This is a genomic window from Geobacter anodireducens (genome assembly GCA_001628815.1).
Classification (GTDB): Bacteria; Desulfobacterota; Desulfuromonadia; order Geobacterales; family Geobacteraceae; genus Geobacter; species Geobacter anodireducens.
The window spans coordinates 743574-758170 of record CP014963.1; the positions used below are offsets into that span (position 1 = coordinate 743574).

The 14597-nt window shown below is 63.4% G+C and carries 7 protein-coding genes and 2 pseudogenes; 5 read left to right on the plus strand and 4 right to left on the minus strand.

Annotated elements, in window-relative coordinates:
* The first annotated feature begins 60 nt into the window (after window positions 1-60).
* The 5 genes from A2G06_03555 to A2G06_03575 all read left to right on the plus strand — a co-directional run bounded on the left by A2G06_03555 (window position 61) and on the right by A2G06_03575 (window position 8225).
* The gene (locus A2G06_03555) at window positions 61-3624 is read left to right on the plus strand and encodes a flagellar motor protein MotB (protein ID ANA39594.1); all 3564 of its coding nucleotides are present in this window, start codon (window positions 61-63) and stop codon (window positions 3622-3624) included.
* A 349-nt stretch (window positions 3625-3973) separates the two neighbouring features.
* The gene (locus tag A2G06_03560; GenBank protein ANA39595.1) at window positions 3974-5059 is read left to right on the plus strand and encodes a two-component sensor histidine kinase; all 1086 of its coding nucleotides are present in this window, start codon (window positions 3974-3976) and stop codon (window positions 5057-5059) included.
* A complete protein-coding gene (locus tag A2G06_03565; GenBank protein ANA39596.1) occupies window positions 5059-5706 on the plus strand; it encodes a DNA-binding response regulator in 648 nt (215 codons plus the stop codon). Before A2G06_03560 ends, A2G06_03565 begins: the two co-directional genes overlap by 1 nt.
* Before the next feature lie 308 nt (window positions 5707-6014).
* Window positions 6015-7721 (plus strand): chemotaxis protein, encoded by a 1707-nt coding sequence (locus A2G06_03570; protein ANA39597.1) that lies wholly within the window; start codon window positions 6015-6017, stop codon window positions 7719-7721.
* 9 nt (window positions 7722-7730) lie between these two features.
* Complete coding sequence (locus tag A2G06_03575; protein ANA39598.1) at window positions 7731-8225, plus strand: chemotaxis protein CheW; 495 nt, start codon at window positions 7731-7733, stop codon at window positions 8223-8225.
* Window positions 8226-8366: 141 nt separating this feature from the next.
* On the opposite strand, the gene A2G06_03580 is transcribed toward A2G06_03575, so the two are convergent.
* The 4 genes and pseudogenes from A2G06_03580 to A2G06_03595 all read right to left on the minus strand — a co-directional run bounded on the left by A2G06_03580 (window position 8367) and on the right by A2G06_03595 (window position 14510).
* The gene (locus A2G06_03580; protein ANA39599.1) at window positions 8367-9365 is read right to left on the minus strand and encodes a hopanoid biosynthesis associated radical SAM protein HpnH; all 999 of its coding nucleotides are present in this window, start codon (window positions 9363-9365) and stop codon (window positions 8367-8369) included.
* Between the two features lie 83 nt (window positions 9366-9448).
* Window positions 9449-11362: a 1-deoxy-D-xylulose-5-phosphate synthase gene (locus tag A2G06_03585; GenBank protein ID ANA39600.1), complete on the minus strand. Its 1914-nt coding sequence runs from the start codon at window positions 11360-11362 to the stop codon at window positions 9449-9451.
* Between the two features lie 51 nt (window positions 11363-11413).
* A pseudogene (locus tag A2G06_03590) lies at window positions 11414-12399 on the minus strand (NAD-dependent dehydratase).
* 73 nt (window positions 12400-12472) lie between these two features.
* Window positions 12473-14510: pseudogene (locus A2G06_03595) on the minus strand (squalene-hopene cyclase).
* Window positions 14511-14597 lie beyond the last annotated feature (87 nt).

Sequence of the window (14597 nt, forward strand, 5' to 3'; positions counted from 1 at the left end):
GGCAGAGCTTTCTGCCACAATTATCAGTATGCGGTGACTTCAAAGGGGTGTGAACAGCTCATGAAACTGTGGCACAAGGTGGCAATCGGCGCAGGCGCATGCAGTATCCTTCTGATCGGCTTCATCGGCCTCATCCTGCCTGGAATCGTGAAAACACGGGCCATGGAGGGAGTAGAGGCGGCCACCGGCCGAAAGCTCCTAGTGGGAGACGTTTCCATCAACCCGTTCACCTGGACGGTGGAGGTGCGCGATGTCAGCTTTACCGAGCCCGACAAGACCACGGTCTTCGCCTCTTTCAGCAGCGCGCGGGTCCAGGTGAGCCCCGCCTCGATCTTCCGGATGGCTCCCGTGGTCCGCGAAGCCCGGCTTTCGTCCCCCCATGTCCGGCTCGTGCGCGTGGGGCCCAACACCTACAACTTCTCCGACCTGCTCGGGAAAAAGAAGGCCGAGCCCAAGAAGGACGAGGGGCTGCCCCGCGTTTCCCTCAACAATATCACCATCGCCAACGGCTCCCTTGATTTTCTGGACCAGGGGGAGCGGATCATGCGGCGCCACGAAGTGCGGCGGCTCGATCTGGGCATTCCGTTTCTCAGCACTATCCCCTATTTTGCCGACCGCTACATAACCCCCCGCTTCAGCGCCCTGGTCAATGATGCCCCGGTGCGGGCCGAGGGAAAGCTGCGCCCCTTTGCCAAGGCGGCCGAGTACGATCTCAACGTGGACCTGCGCGACCTGGCCATCAAGCGCTTTGCATCCTATATCCCGGCCGAACTGCCGATTCTGGTGCAGGACGGAACCCTGTCCACCACCCTCGGCATCACCTACCGGGTTGCCGAGGGAAAAGATCCGGACCTGATGGTTTCGGGCTCGGCGCGGCTGGTCGGGGTCAAGGTCGCCGAGCACGGCGATGTGCCGCTCCTGGCCCTGGCCGGGCTGGAGGCCCGCCTGAACCGCGCCCGGGTGCTGGCCGGGGAGTTTCCCCTGTCGCTGGTGACCCTGGAGCGTCCCGAGATCCATCTGGCGCGGGACGCAGCAGGGACATGGAACCTGCAGCGCCTGGCCGGGAAAAAGAAGGCGGTACCGGCCGCCGCGGAAAAGCCTGCGCCGCCGGGCCGCAAGCCGCTCGTGTCCGTGGCCGAGTTCCGTCTGGCAGACGGTGCGGTGCACCTGGACGACCGCCTTCCCGCCGGCGGCTTTGCCGCCCGGGTGGAAAAGATCGCCATGACCGTCAAGGGTTTCTCCACCGCGCCGGGCACGGCTGCCGACTGCACGCTCTCTCTTGCCACCGGCCGGGGAGAAGAGGCGCGGGTGGAGGGGCGCGTCACCCCCGACCCGCTGGCGCTGACCGGCACCGTCCAGGTGGCCGGCATCGACCTGGGGGCCTACTATCCCTATCTGAGCCCCTACCTGACGGCCCCGGTGACGGGGAAGCTCGACGCGGGCGCGGATATCGGCTTCAGCACGCCCGACGGAGTCCGGGTGGACAAGGGACGCATCCGCCTCGCCTCGCTCAGGGTGCCTTTCGAGGGCAAGGATGGAGCCCGTCTGGCCGAGGTGGCCGGTGAGAATATCGCGTTCGTGCAGAAGGACGCCACCCTGACGGTGGGCGCGGTGCGGCTGCGTGACGGTGAGGTCCGGTTCTCCCGCAACGGGAAGGGAGAGTGGTCTCCCCTCACGCTGGTGCGGCGGCCCGGGCCGGCGCAGACCCGGCCGGCGGCCCGGCCGAAGGAAGGCACTGCCGCTCCGTTCCGCTATCGCATCGGTGCGGTGAGCCTTGCGGGCCTCACTGCCTCGTTCACCGACGGCACCATCGAGGATCGTCCCACCTTTACCCTGCGGAGGATCGCGGCGGGAGTGGAAAACCTCACCGGTCCGAAATTCGGCCAGATACCCTTCCGCTTTGCCGCCCGTTACGGCAAGGAGGGCGAACTCAGGACAACGGGCAGGGTCCGGCCCGAGCCCCTCGCCCTCAACGGCAACGTGACCATCAGGCAGCTTCCCCTGACCGATTTCGATTACTATCTGCCAAAGAATCTTCTCGCCATCCTGGCCGACGGCACCCTCGACACCGCCATGGCGGTCAGCCTTGCCCGCAGCGGCGGCAAGCTGACCGGGAGCTTCGCCGGCGGGCTGGGGGTCCGCTCTTTCTACCTGCTGGACGGTGACGGCGAAGACCTGCTCCGCTGGGAAAGCCTCCAGCTCGACAAGGTCAAGGGGAGCATCGACCCCTTCACCCTCGACATCCGCGAGGTGGCCCTCAACCAGTTCTACTCCAAGATCGTCATCGATCCGGATGGCCGCCTCAACCTCCAGAAACTCTTCACCCCCGCACCGGAACCGGCTGAGGGGGCGGCAAAGCCGGAAGCCGTCGCGGCAGCGGCGCAGCCGGCTCCGGCTCCGGAGACGCCGGCCCGGCAGCGGGCCATCACCATCGGTGCGGTCACCATGCAGGCGGGGACCCTCGACTTCAGCGACAGGCACATGCCGAAACCCTACGCCACCACCTTCTACAACCTGGGCGGCCGGGTGAGCGGCCTCACGTCGGAGGAGAGCAAATTTGCCGACGTGGACCTGCGGGGGAACCTGGAGAATCACTCCCCGATCAGCATCACCGGCAGGATCAACCCCCTGCGCGACGATCTCTACGCCGACATCAAGGTGCGGTTCACCGACATCGAGCTCTCGCCCATGACCCCTTACTCCGGCACCTACCTGGGGTATGCCGTGGACAAGGGGAAACTCTTCCTGGACCTCCAGTACACGATCCAGAACAAGCAACTCAATTCCGAGAACAAGGTCTTCATCGACCAGCTTACCTTCGGCAACCGGATCGAGAGTGACAAGGCCACGGGCCTGCCGGTGCGTCTGGCAGTGGCATTGCTGAAGGATCGCAAGGGTGAGATCCACCTGGACCTGCCGGTCACCGGCCGCACGGACGATCCCCAGTTCAGTGTCTGGCGGGTGGTGCTCCAGATCCTGAAAAACCTGCTGGTGAAGGCGGCCACATCCCCCTTCGCGCTCCTGCAGTCCGCCTTCGGCGGCGGCGCCGACCTGAGCGTCATCTCCTTCGGCTACGGTTCGGCGGAGCTTGCCCCGGCGGAGCAGGACAAGCTCCGAAAAATCGCCCAGGCCCTGGCCGATCGCCCCGCCATCAAGGTGGAAGTGGCCGGCTACGTGGAGCGGGACAAGGACGCCGAGGGATACCGGTCCGAGTTGTTGAGGCGGAAGGTGCGGGCGGAGAAGTTCCTGGAGATGGTGAAGAAGAAGCAGAACAAGCCGGGCGATTCGGCCGAGGCGATGGCCGTGGCGCCGGAAGAGTACGAGCGGTTGCTCACGGCGGTCTACAAGAAGGAGAAGTTCCCCAAGCCGCGCACCATCATCGGTACGGTGAAGGAACTCCCCGAGGCGGAGATGACCAAGCTGATCCTGGCCAATACGGTGGTGGGCGATGCCGAGCTCAAGACCCTTGCCGACGAACGGGCCGCCGTGGTCCGCACTTTCCTGGTGGAGCAGGGCAAGCTCGATTCGGCCCGGGTCTTCCAGAAGAGCGGCGACATCTTCAAGCGCCCCGATAAGCAGGGCGAACGGGGCGCCCGGGTGGAATTCAGCGCAACCGTTGACTGAGGGGCAACGAGGGGGTGGCCGGGGATACGGCCGCCCCCTTTGTTGTCGAGCCCGGCAAGGCCGCAACCTGCTTCGATGGATCTCTTTCATTGGGCCCGCCGCACCTGATAGGGGAATTCCGGGGTGAGGGGTAGATGGTGATGGGGATAACGGGCTGATGTTAATGATGCCTTTGCGGCGCTGGGGAGCGTTGTCTCTCCCTGTTTTCCCGTTTTCGTCTGTCGCCCGTTGGCACGAAACTATTTTCTCTCTTCGTATTTGGATGATTTACGGCCAGGAGTGTGTTGTTTCATAGTTACGCTGTTGACAATAGTAAAATTTATGGTAGCGCGAGGAGCGCACGAAGCCGATGATGTCAGTGCTCCGAGAAAACATGTTCAACCTGTTCATGCAGCATCTTCCCGGGATCTCCTTTATCAAAGACCTTGCCGGACACTACCTCTATGTCAATGACCAGTGGAAGCGGCTTGTGTCGCCGGACCCCGCCGAAGCGCAACCAGGAGGGGCTGACGGGAATGCGTGCGCACGGCAGTTCGAAGAGAACGGCCAACGGGCCATTGCGGAAGCGGCCGGCATCCAGACCGTGGAAACGGTGCAGGCCGAGGACGGTGCTCACCACTGGATCATGAGCGAGTTCCCGATCCGTGACGAGCAGGGCGAGGTCGTTCTGCTGGGCGGGATCGGTTTCGACATTACGCGTCGTTTGCGTCTAGAGGAAGAGCTGAATATCTACCGGGAGCAGCTAGCGTCCCTTGCGGTGGAGCTTGCCGTTGCCGAGGACCGGGAGCGCAGCCGCATCGCGGGCGAACTTCATGACCAAGTGGGCCAGAATCTCTTCCTGGCGGGGCTCAAGCTCGGTTCGTTGAGGAGCGCCTCTCTTGCCGAGGATGACCGCCGCGTGCTGGAAGAGATCAGGCAACTCGTCAGCGGCGCCCTGCAGGATATCCGCTCGCTGACCTGCCAGCTCCGGCCGCCGCTCCTTGCCCATGGGGGGCTGGTTGCTGCCCTTTGCTGGCTGGGGGAACAGTTTCGGGAGGATTTCGGGCTGCAGGTGGAGGTATTCGATGACCAGCAAGAGAAGCCACTCTCCCATGAGGTCAGTTCCACGGTCTTCCAGGTCGTCAGGGAGTTGCTGCTGAACATTGCAAAGCATGCTTCGGCCCCGCGGGCGGCCATATCCGTCACGACGGAGAGCGGTGCCATCACCATAACCGTTGAAGACGGGGGCGTAGGGTTCGACGTTTCCTCCGTGAGCCGTAACTGCGGCAAGAGCGGCGGCTTCGGCCTCTTCAACGCCCGGCAGAAGATCGAATACCTGGGCGGGGTGCTGACGGTGCAATCGGAACCGGGCCGTGGCACCCGTACCGTCATCCGTCTGCCGCTGAGGGGAGAGGGTGGCAGCACCACGCTGGGCGCCCAGAGAGGGGCACCGTGATGCTGCGGGTACTGTTGGTCGATGATCACCGGATCGTGCTGGAGGGGCTGCGGGCTCTCGTGAGCGAGCATTCCGATCTGGAGGTCGTCGGGGTTGCGTGCGACGGGGCAACGGCCATCGAGCTCACCCGGAAACTTCGGCCTGACGTGGTGGTGATGGACATAGCGATGCCCGGCATGAACGGTATCGAGGCCACCCGCCGTATCGTGGCGGAATTCTCCCGCACCCGGGTTCTTGTCCTGTCCATGGAGTCGGAGCGGCGGTTTGTCCTGGATGTTCTCAGGGCCGGCGCCCAAGGCTATCTGCTCAAGGACTGCAGCCAGGACGAACTGGTTTCGGCCATCCGCCACGTGGCCGCGGGCGAGCCCTACCTTGGGCCCCGGATCACCGAGATGATCATACGGGCCTACATGGAACGGATTCCCGATGATTCCCTCCTGACCCATACCCTTCTATCCCTCCGCGAGCGGGAGGTGCTGCAACTGATTGCCGCCGGCAAAAGCACAAAAGAGATCGCCTTTGCCTTCGGGGTGAGTCTCAAGACCATCGAGACCCAGCGCCATAGCATCATGAAAAAGCTCAATCTTTACAGTGTCGCGGAACTGACCAAGTACGCCATTCGCGAAGGGCTCACCCCGCTCCGCTGACCAGAGCCGCACCGTTCCCATCCCTGCTTTGGGGTTTTTCGAAATCCCACCTCGCAATCCGCTGATAGAGAAATCATCCCTCCAATCCGAATACAACATACAGAGAATGTGCGACGCCCCGGCCGACACGGGGCATTCCCATGATGTGACCACGTGTGGCTTGCCAAGCCTGCCCATGGTCCGGCCCCGGCACCCGCTCATCTTCTTCGCTCCCCCATTCCGGAGGGGAGATGGTGTGACGGCGTGTGCACCCGGCGCCATCGGGAACAACGCGGATCCCGCAACAACACCCAACAAGGAGGCAGCGCATGAAGTGGTTCGAGGACCTCAAGGTTTCAAGCAAACTGGCCGTATCATTCATGGTGGTCGTACTCCTGGCGGCTTTTCTTGGAATCTTTTCCATATTCGAGCTGTCACGAGTCAATGAGACGGGAACTGACATGGCTGAGAACTGGATCCCCAGCCTTAACGCAATATCGGCCATGCAGTTGGATTTCGCCAGCTACCGCCGTCTTGAGCTGCAGCACATCGTTGAGATGGAGAGTGCCGGGCAGAAAGCGTACGAAGAGAGAATGGCAGGGCTCGTCAAGAGTATTGCCGAGCACCAGAAGGAATACGAACCATTGCTGGCAACGCCGGAAGAGAAGCAAATGCTTCAGGAGTTCAGCACAAAATGGCAGGAATACCTGAATGAAGGCAAACCGATCATCGAACTGTCCCGGCAGAATAAAGCCCAGGAAGCAGCCGCCCTCCTGAATGCAAACTCGCGCAAACTGTACAACGAAGCCGGAGCCCTGATCGACAAGCTCAAGACGCTGAATACGCAGGAGGCCAAAGATGCCAGCGCGCGTGGCGATAAACTCTATGCTTCGGCGCGCATCATGATCGCCGGCGCTCTGATTGCCTGTATCGTCCTTGCGGTAGTCATGGGGCTGGTCATTACGCGGGTGCTCCTCAGGCAGCTTGGCGGTGAGCCGACGGCGATTTCCGATATTGCCAACCGGCTTGCGGATGGCGATTTGCGCATCGCTTTCGATACCACCGGCAAGGCGGAAACAGGCGTGTATGCGGCCATGCACAACATGGTCGAGAAGCTGAAGGGAGTGGTAGCTGACGTGAAGAGCGCAGCGGACAACGTGGCCGCCGGCAGCCAGGAGCTCTCCTCCAGCTCCGAGGAAATGAGCCAGGGTGCCACCGAGCAGGCTGCTGCTGCCGAAGAAGCCTCCAGCTCCATGGAACAGATGAGCTCCAACATCCGGCAGAACGCCGACAACGCCACCCAGACCGAAAAGATCGCCCTCAAGAGCGCCGCCGACGCCAAACAGGGTGGCACGGCCGTGGCCGAAACCGTCGTGGCCATGAAGGAAATCGCCTCCAAGATCTCGATCATCGAAGAGATCGCCCGCCAGACGAACCTGCTGGCCCTGAACGCGGCCATCGAAGCGGCCCGTGCCGGCGAACACGGCAAAGGGTTCGCCGTGGTAGCGGCCGAAGTCAGAAAGCTTGCCGAGCGGAGCCAGAAGGCGGCGGGCGAGATCAGCGAGCTGTCTGCCTCAAGCGTTCAGGTAGCGGAAGAAGCCGGCGAGATGCTGACGCGGATCGTGCCGGACATCCAGCGGACCGCGGAACTGGTGCAGGAGATCAGCGCCGCGTGCAAAGAGCAGGACACGGGCGCTGAGCAGATCAACAAAGCGATCCAGCAGCTTGACCAGGTGATCCAGCAGAACGCCAGCGCCAGCGAAGAGATGGCCTCCACCAGCGAAGAACTGGCCAGCCAGGCCGAACAACTGCAGGCAACCATTTCATTCTTCCGGACCGATGATCGTGGCGCGTCGAGCCGGAGTGCGGCCCGTCGGCCCGTTGCCAAGAAAAAGGCAGCAATCCCTCATCTGGGTCACGGCACATCCAACGGCTACCATGCCGAGCCAGCGCCGCCGCGAAAAGTAGCGGTAGGCGGCGGGGTGGATCTGAACCTGGACACCGATCACCTGGACGACCAGTTCGAGAAATTCTAGGAGAGAGCGATGGCACACGCAGACACAACAGAAACGCAGCAGTACCTGACCTTCACCCTTGCCGGGGAAGTATTTGCGGTGGACGTGGCCAAGGTACGGGAGATACTGGAATGGAGCAGCATCACCAAGGTTCCGCAGACGCCCGGATTCATGCGCGGGGTGATCAACCTGCGCGGGAGCGTAGTGCCGGTAATCGACTTGCGGCAGAAGTTCGGGATGCCCGAAACCGAGCGCAGCATCGACACGTGCATCATCGTAGTCGAGGTGGAGACGGCAATGGAGACGCTGGTACTGGGGATGCTTGCCGACTCGGTGCAGGAGGTGTTCGAACTGGAGGGAGGGAACATCGAGCCTGCGCCCCGTATCGGGACGAAGCTTGACACCTCGTTCCTGAAGGGCATGGGGAAACACGGCGATGCGTTTCTCATGATCCTGGACATCGACCGGGTGTTCGGGGAGGACGATCTGGCCGGGCTGGCCGCGGCAGGGGAGGCGGCTGCCTGAAAGACATCGGGACGCCACGACTGCCGAGCAGGCTGTGTTGATGGGCAACGTCAAAGCCGGCACCGCTTCGAACGGTGCCGGCTTTGACGTTGGTGTGGCAATGATCTCTGGGAATCTTCATCGGCCTTTGGCCGGCCGGATTCACGTCATGTTCCAGATCGTCATTTCCAGAATATCCTTCCAGCTCTTGCCGATTTCCGAGACCACCGTCGGCTCGAAGCCGCAGTGCATCATGCACTGGGCGCAGCGGGGATCCTTGCCCACGCCGTAGCGGTCCCACTCGGTCTTTTCCATCATCTCCCGGAAGGTGGGGTGATGGGTGTCGGTGATGAGGTAGCAGGGCGCCTTCCACCCCAGGGGGTTGCGCGTGGGATTGCCCCAGGGGGTGCACTCAAGCTGTTTCTCCCCCTTGAGGAAGCGCAGGTACATGGGGGTCGACCAGAAGCGAAACCGCTTGCTCATCCGGTAGACTTCCTCGAACTTCTTCTGGATCTCGCGCCGCTGGAGGAAGAGGTCTTCACCCACGGCCTCGTAGTCGAAGCCCGGCGCCACGAGGATGCCGTCCACCCCTAGTTCGGTCAGGAGCGAGAAGAGCATTTCGATCTCCACCAGGTCCGTGTCCTTGAAGATGGTGGTGTTGGTGCAGACCCGGAACCCCATGGCCTTTGCCTTTCGAATCCCCTCGATGGCCACCTTGAAGGTCCCCTTGCGTTCCAGGATCCGGTCGTGGGTCTCTTCCAGGCCGTCCATGTGGACGTTCAGGTAGAAGTTGGGGTGAACCTTGATGTTTTCCAGGGCCTTTTCCAGCAGCAGGCCGTTGGTGCAGAGGTAGACGTGCTTGCCCCGGTCGAGCACCTCCGGGATCAGTTCGTAGATGTGGGTGTAGAGGAACGGTTCGCCCCCGGTGATGGTGACCACGGGGGCCGGGCATTCGTCCACGGAGCGGAGGCATTCCTCCAGGCTCATCATCTGCTGGATGGTGTCGGCATACTCGCGGATGCGGCCGCAGCCGGAGCAGGCCAGGTTGCAGAGGTGGGTCGGCTCCAGCATGAGGACCAGGGGAAACTTCTCCACCTTGTTGAGCTTGTTGCTGATGATGTATCGGGTCAGGTCGTAGTTGAGTCGCCAGGGAAAGCGCATTGAACGGCAATTCCTTTCACATGTATGTCTGTTTCGTCATGGTCGGGGCAGGCTGGAGGCCAGGGGCCTCGTGAAAAGCCGGATCATTTGACCATCGAGAGAGCGGGCGCCGAGGCCCCCTTTGCCGCCAGGAATGCCTCGGTCGCAGCGGCGATGCCGGCGGCGTCGATGCCCAAGTCGGCACGGAGCTGCGGCTGGGGACCCTGCTCCACGAACCGGTCGGGGATGCCGAGCCGCTTCACCCGCACGCCGGTCATCCCCTCGTCGGCGAGGAGTTCGAGCACTGCGCTGCCGAAGCCTCCCTGCAGGGCGTTTTCCTCAGCGGTGATGATGCAGCCGGTCCGGCGGGCCGCCCGGAGGATCAGGTCCCGGTCCAGGGGCTTGACGAAGCGGGCGTTGATCACCATGGCCCGGATTCCTTTCTCCGCCAGGGTCCGTGCCGCCTCAAGGGCGGGCAGGACCGTGATGCCAATGGCAATGATGGCGACGTCGTCTCCTTCCGCCAGGGTTTCGCCTGTGCCGATGGGAATCTCCCGGAGCTCCTGGTCCAGGGGGATGCCATAGCCGGCACCGCGGGGGTAGCGCAGGGCGATGGGGCCGTCGTGGGACACGGCGGTCTTGAGCATGTGGCGCAGTTCGTTCTCGTCTTTGGGCGCCATCAGGGTCATGCCGGGCAGGTGCCGCAGGTACGACAGGTCGAAGACCCCGTGGTGGGTGGGGCCGTCGTCGCCCACGACCCCCCCCCGGTCCAGGGCGAAGACGACCGGCAGGTTCTGGAGGCAGACGTCGTGGAACACCTGGTCGTAGGCCCGCTGGAGGAAGGTGGAGTAGATGGCGGTCACGGGACGGAAGCCTTCGGCCGCCAGCCCCGCCGCAAAGGTGACGGCGTGCTGCTCCGCGATCCCCACGTCGAAGAAGCGCTCGGGGAACTCTTTCGCGAAGCCCGTAAGGCCGGTGCCGTCGGGCATGGCCGCGGTGATGGCGACGATTTTTCCGTTTTCCCGGGCCAGTTGCGCCAGGGTATCCCCGAAGATGCCGGTATAGGAGGCTGCCCCCGGTTTGCCGCCGGTGGTTTTGCCGGTGGCCACGTCAAAGGGGCCGACCCCGTGGAATGCGGACGGGTTCGTCTCCGCCGGGGCATACCCCTTGCCTTTGGTGGTCATGACGTGGACCACCACCGGGCCATCCAGTCCCCGGGCATTCTCGAACACCTCCAGAAGCTGGGGCAGGTTGTGGCCCTGGATGGGGCCGATGTAGTCGAAGCCCAGGGCCTCGAAGAGCATCCCCGGGGTCAGGAACCCCTTGAGGGAGTTCTCGGCCCGGCGGGCGAACTGGAGGATGTCCTTGCCGATGGCCGGGATGTTCTGCAGCAGCCCCTGGACCTCCTTCTTCAACTCGCGGAAGTAGCTGCCCGTGAGCTTGCGGGAGACAAAGGAGGAAAAGGCCCCCACGTTGGGGGAGATGGACATCTCGTTGTCGTTGAGCACGACGATGAGGTTTTTCTTCAGGTGCCCCGCCTGGTTGAGGGCCTCGAAGGCGATGCCGCCGGTCATGGAGCCATCGCCGATGACGGCTACCACCTTGTTGCTTCCACCCCGCAGCTCCCGGGCCATGGCCATGCCGAGCCCCGCCGAGATGGAGGTGGAGGAGTGCCCGGTGTCAAAGGCATCGTGGGACGATTCACTCCGCTTGGGGAAGCCGCTGATGCCGTGGTACTGGCGCTGGGTGTGGAAGCGGTCGCGGCGGCCGGTGAGGATCTTGTGGGTGTAGGCCTGGTGTCCCACGTCCCAGACGAACCGGTCCGTTGGCGAGTCGAAACAGTAGTGGAGGGCAATGGAGAGTTCGACCACCCCCAGGTTCGAGGCCAGGTGGCCACCGGTGCGGGATACGGTTTCCAGAAGAAAGGCGCGGATCTCCTCGGCCAGAGCCGGGAGTTGGTCCCGCGGGATCTTTTTCAGATCGGCGGGGCAGGTGATTGTGTCGAGCAGCGTGGACATGCGTTACCTCCCGGCCGAGGGCAAAGGGAATCCTTCGCCTTCGGCCTCAGTTCACCGGGCATACCCGTTGGCGCGGAACCACTCCACGGCCCTGCGCAGGCATCCACGGCGGGACGGCGTTGGAGCCCCAGCTCCTCCGTCGCCTTGGACGATTCGAAGAACATGAATTTTTTGGCCATCTGCACCCCTGCCAGCGGGATGAGCGGCTCTTTACCCGTGAGCCTGGCCAGGGCCTCGTTCACGTAAGCGGCCATGAGGATCGGGGCGTGGGGGAGACGCACCCTGGGCGCCGGAATCCCCGTGAGCGTGGCCAGCAGGGCGAAGATCTCCCGCAGGGTCAGGTTCTCGTGCCCCAGGATGTACTTTTCGCCGACCCGGCCGTGCCGCGCCGCCAGCAGGTGTCCCCGGGCACAGTCCTCCACGTCGATGATATTGAGGCCGGTGTCCAGGTAGGCGGGCATCTTCCGGTTCAGGAAGTCGACGATGATCTTGCCCGTGGGGGTCGGTTTCACGTCGTGGGGGCCCACCGGCGTGGAGGGATTCACGATCACCAGCGGGAGGCCCCGGGCGATGAACGCCTCCGCTTCCCGCTCGGCCAGGAACTTGCTCTTTTTATAGTGGCCGACCATGTCGGCGAAGGTGACCGGCGTCGTCTCGGTGCCGGGGGTGCCGTTGCCGGGGTTGCCGAGGGTCCCCACGCTGCTGGTGTAGACCACCCTGGCGATGCCGCGCCGCAGGGCCGCCTCCAGGATGTTGCGGGTGCCGTCCACGTTGGCCGCATACATGGCTGCCGGCGTGCGGGTCCAGAGCCGGTAGTCGGCGGCGGCGTGATAGAGAACCTCGCAGCCGGCAAGACCGTGTTCCAGCGCCTGCCGGTCCCGGAGATCCCCTTCGCAGATCTCCACGTCGAGCCCCGCGAGGTTTCGGCGGTCGGAACCCGGGCGGGCAAGCACCCGCACGTGGCAGCCGTCCTTCAGCAATTCCCGGACGATGCTCGCCCCTATGAAACCGGTCGCGCCGGTGACGAAAACCTTCATAGTGCCTTCAAAACTGATGTAGGGGCGGTTGGTGAACCGCCCCTACGCGTAATCCACTTACTTGTCGAGGCTGTCAGAGCCCTTTGTCCGCAAGCGCCCGGTAGCGTCCCAGCGCCATGAGCGGGAAACAGTTCCGGTAGATGTGGTACTTGATCATAAAAAACTTCGGGAAGCCCGTGCCGGTGAAGGCGTCCTCGTCCCAGGTCCCGTCGGGCTTCTGGGTGTCGAGGAGGTACTGGACGCCCCGCACCACGGACGAGCTTGCCACCTCGCCTGCGGCAAGGAGCGTGAGAAGGCCCATCCGGTCTGTGACGCCGTGCTGGGGCCGGTGCCGGCCAACCGGGGATCGATGTACGACTCGCAGCATTCGCCCCAGCCGCCGTCCTCGTTCTGGTGCGACATGAGCCATTCCACTGCCTTGCGGATCCAGGGCTGGCTCATGTCTTCGCCAAAGGCGGCAAGGCCGGACATGACCGACCAGGTCCCGTAGATGTAGTTGACCCCCCAGCGTCCCCACCAGGGGCCCTCCGGTTCCTGGGTCTCGCGGATGAACTTCAGCGCCCTGACCCCTGCGGGGTGGTCCTTGGGGTAGCCGTAGGTCCCCATGAGCTCCAGCATGCGGCCGGTCAGGTCTGCCGTGGGGGGGTCGATGAGGGCCTCCAGGTCGGCAAAGGGGATCTTGTTGAGGATGTGCTTGGTGTTGTCCTTGTCAAAGGCCCCCCAGCCGCCGTTCTTGCTCTGCATGCCCAGGCACCAGGCAATGCCGCGGGTGATGGTATCCTCCTTGGCCCGCTGGTCCTTTACCTTCACGTTTTTGATGGCCATCATGACGATGCCCGAGTCGTCCACGTCCGGGTACCAGTCGTTCATGAACTCGAAGGCCCAGCCGCCCGGCTCCAGATCGGGGCTCTTGATCTTCCAGTCGCCCGGCCTGCGGACTTCGCGGTCCAGAAGCCACTGGGCCGCCTTGGAGAGGGAGGGGTGATCGGTGGGAACTCCCGAGTCGACCATGGCCATGAGGCCCAGGGCCGTATCCCATACCGGCGAGACGCAGGACTGGAGGACCAGTTCGTCGTCACCCTCGATGCAGAAGTTGGCCAGGGCCTGAAGCCTCTGGCCACGGCCGGATGGTCGTTGGCGTAGCCGAGCACGTGGAGCGCCAGCACCGAGTTGAGCATGGCGGGCTGGATGCCCCCCCAGTCGCCGGTGGGCTCCTGGTGCTCCAGCACCCACTTCTCGGCGATGGCCATGGCCTTTTTCCGGCCCGGTCGGATGGGGCTCGCCTCGTATACCTTCAGCACGTGGTCGATGCCGATGAAGATGTTCTTCCAGGTGAGGATGCCGTCTTCCTTGGTAAAGGTATAGTCCGTGGGCCGCGGGGGGCGCACGTAGAGCTCCTGCACCCGGGCCCAGGGGGGCAGTTTGCGCACCGGCCGCTCCGCCATGACGATGGCGAGGGGGATGATGGTTGCCCGCGACCAACTGGAAAACTCGTACATGTTGAAGGTGAAGCCGGTGGGGAGCAGCATCATCTCGATGGGCATGGAGGGAACCCCCAGCCAGGAGAACTCGCCGAACAGGGCAAGGAATATCTTGGTGAAGACCCGCGCCTTGAGGATGCCGCCATGCTCCAGGATGAACGCCCGGGCCTTGCTCATGGCCGGATGGTCGGCCGGGTAGCCGGCGAGCTTCAGGGCGAAGTAGGCCTCGATGGTGGTGGAAAGGTCGCCGGGGCCGCCGTGCCACAGGGTCCAGTAGCCCGCCGTGGTCTGCTGGCGGAGAAGGTAGTTGGCCATCTTCCGCTCTTTTTCACGGTTCACCAGCCCCATGAAGTGGAACAGCATGATGTATTCGGCGGTTATGGTGACGTTGGACTCCAGCTCGGCCCACCAGTAGCCGGCAGGGAGCTGCTCGCGGAAGAAGAATTCCTGGGTCCGCTCGATGGCGATATCGAGGGGGCTCGATACCGTTGATTCCTTTTTTTTCCAAATGGTAGCGGGGAGGTGATGTATTTTCCCCGACTTGCGTGCGGCGATAGTGCCGACTGTTTCCCGTGCTGCATCATTGAACGACGTGAGTGCATGCGAAATGGGATTTTTTGAAATTTTCATCCCGGCTCTGCTCCTTGGGCAATGCATCTGGATATCGGCCCGCCAACCGTGGGCAGCCAACAACAATCGGTGTTTAATATCACAGAT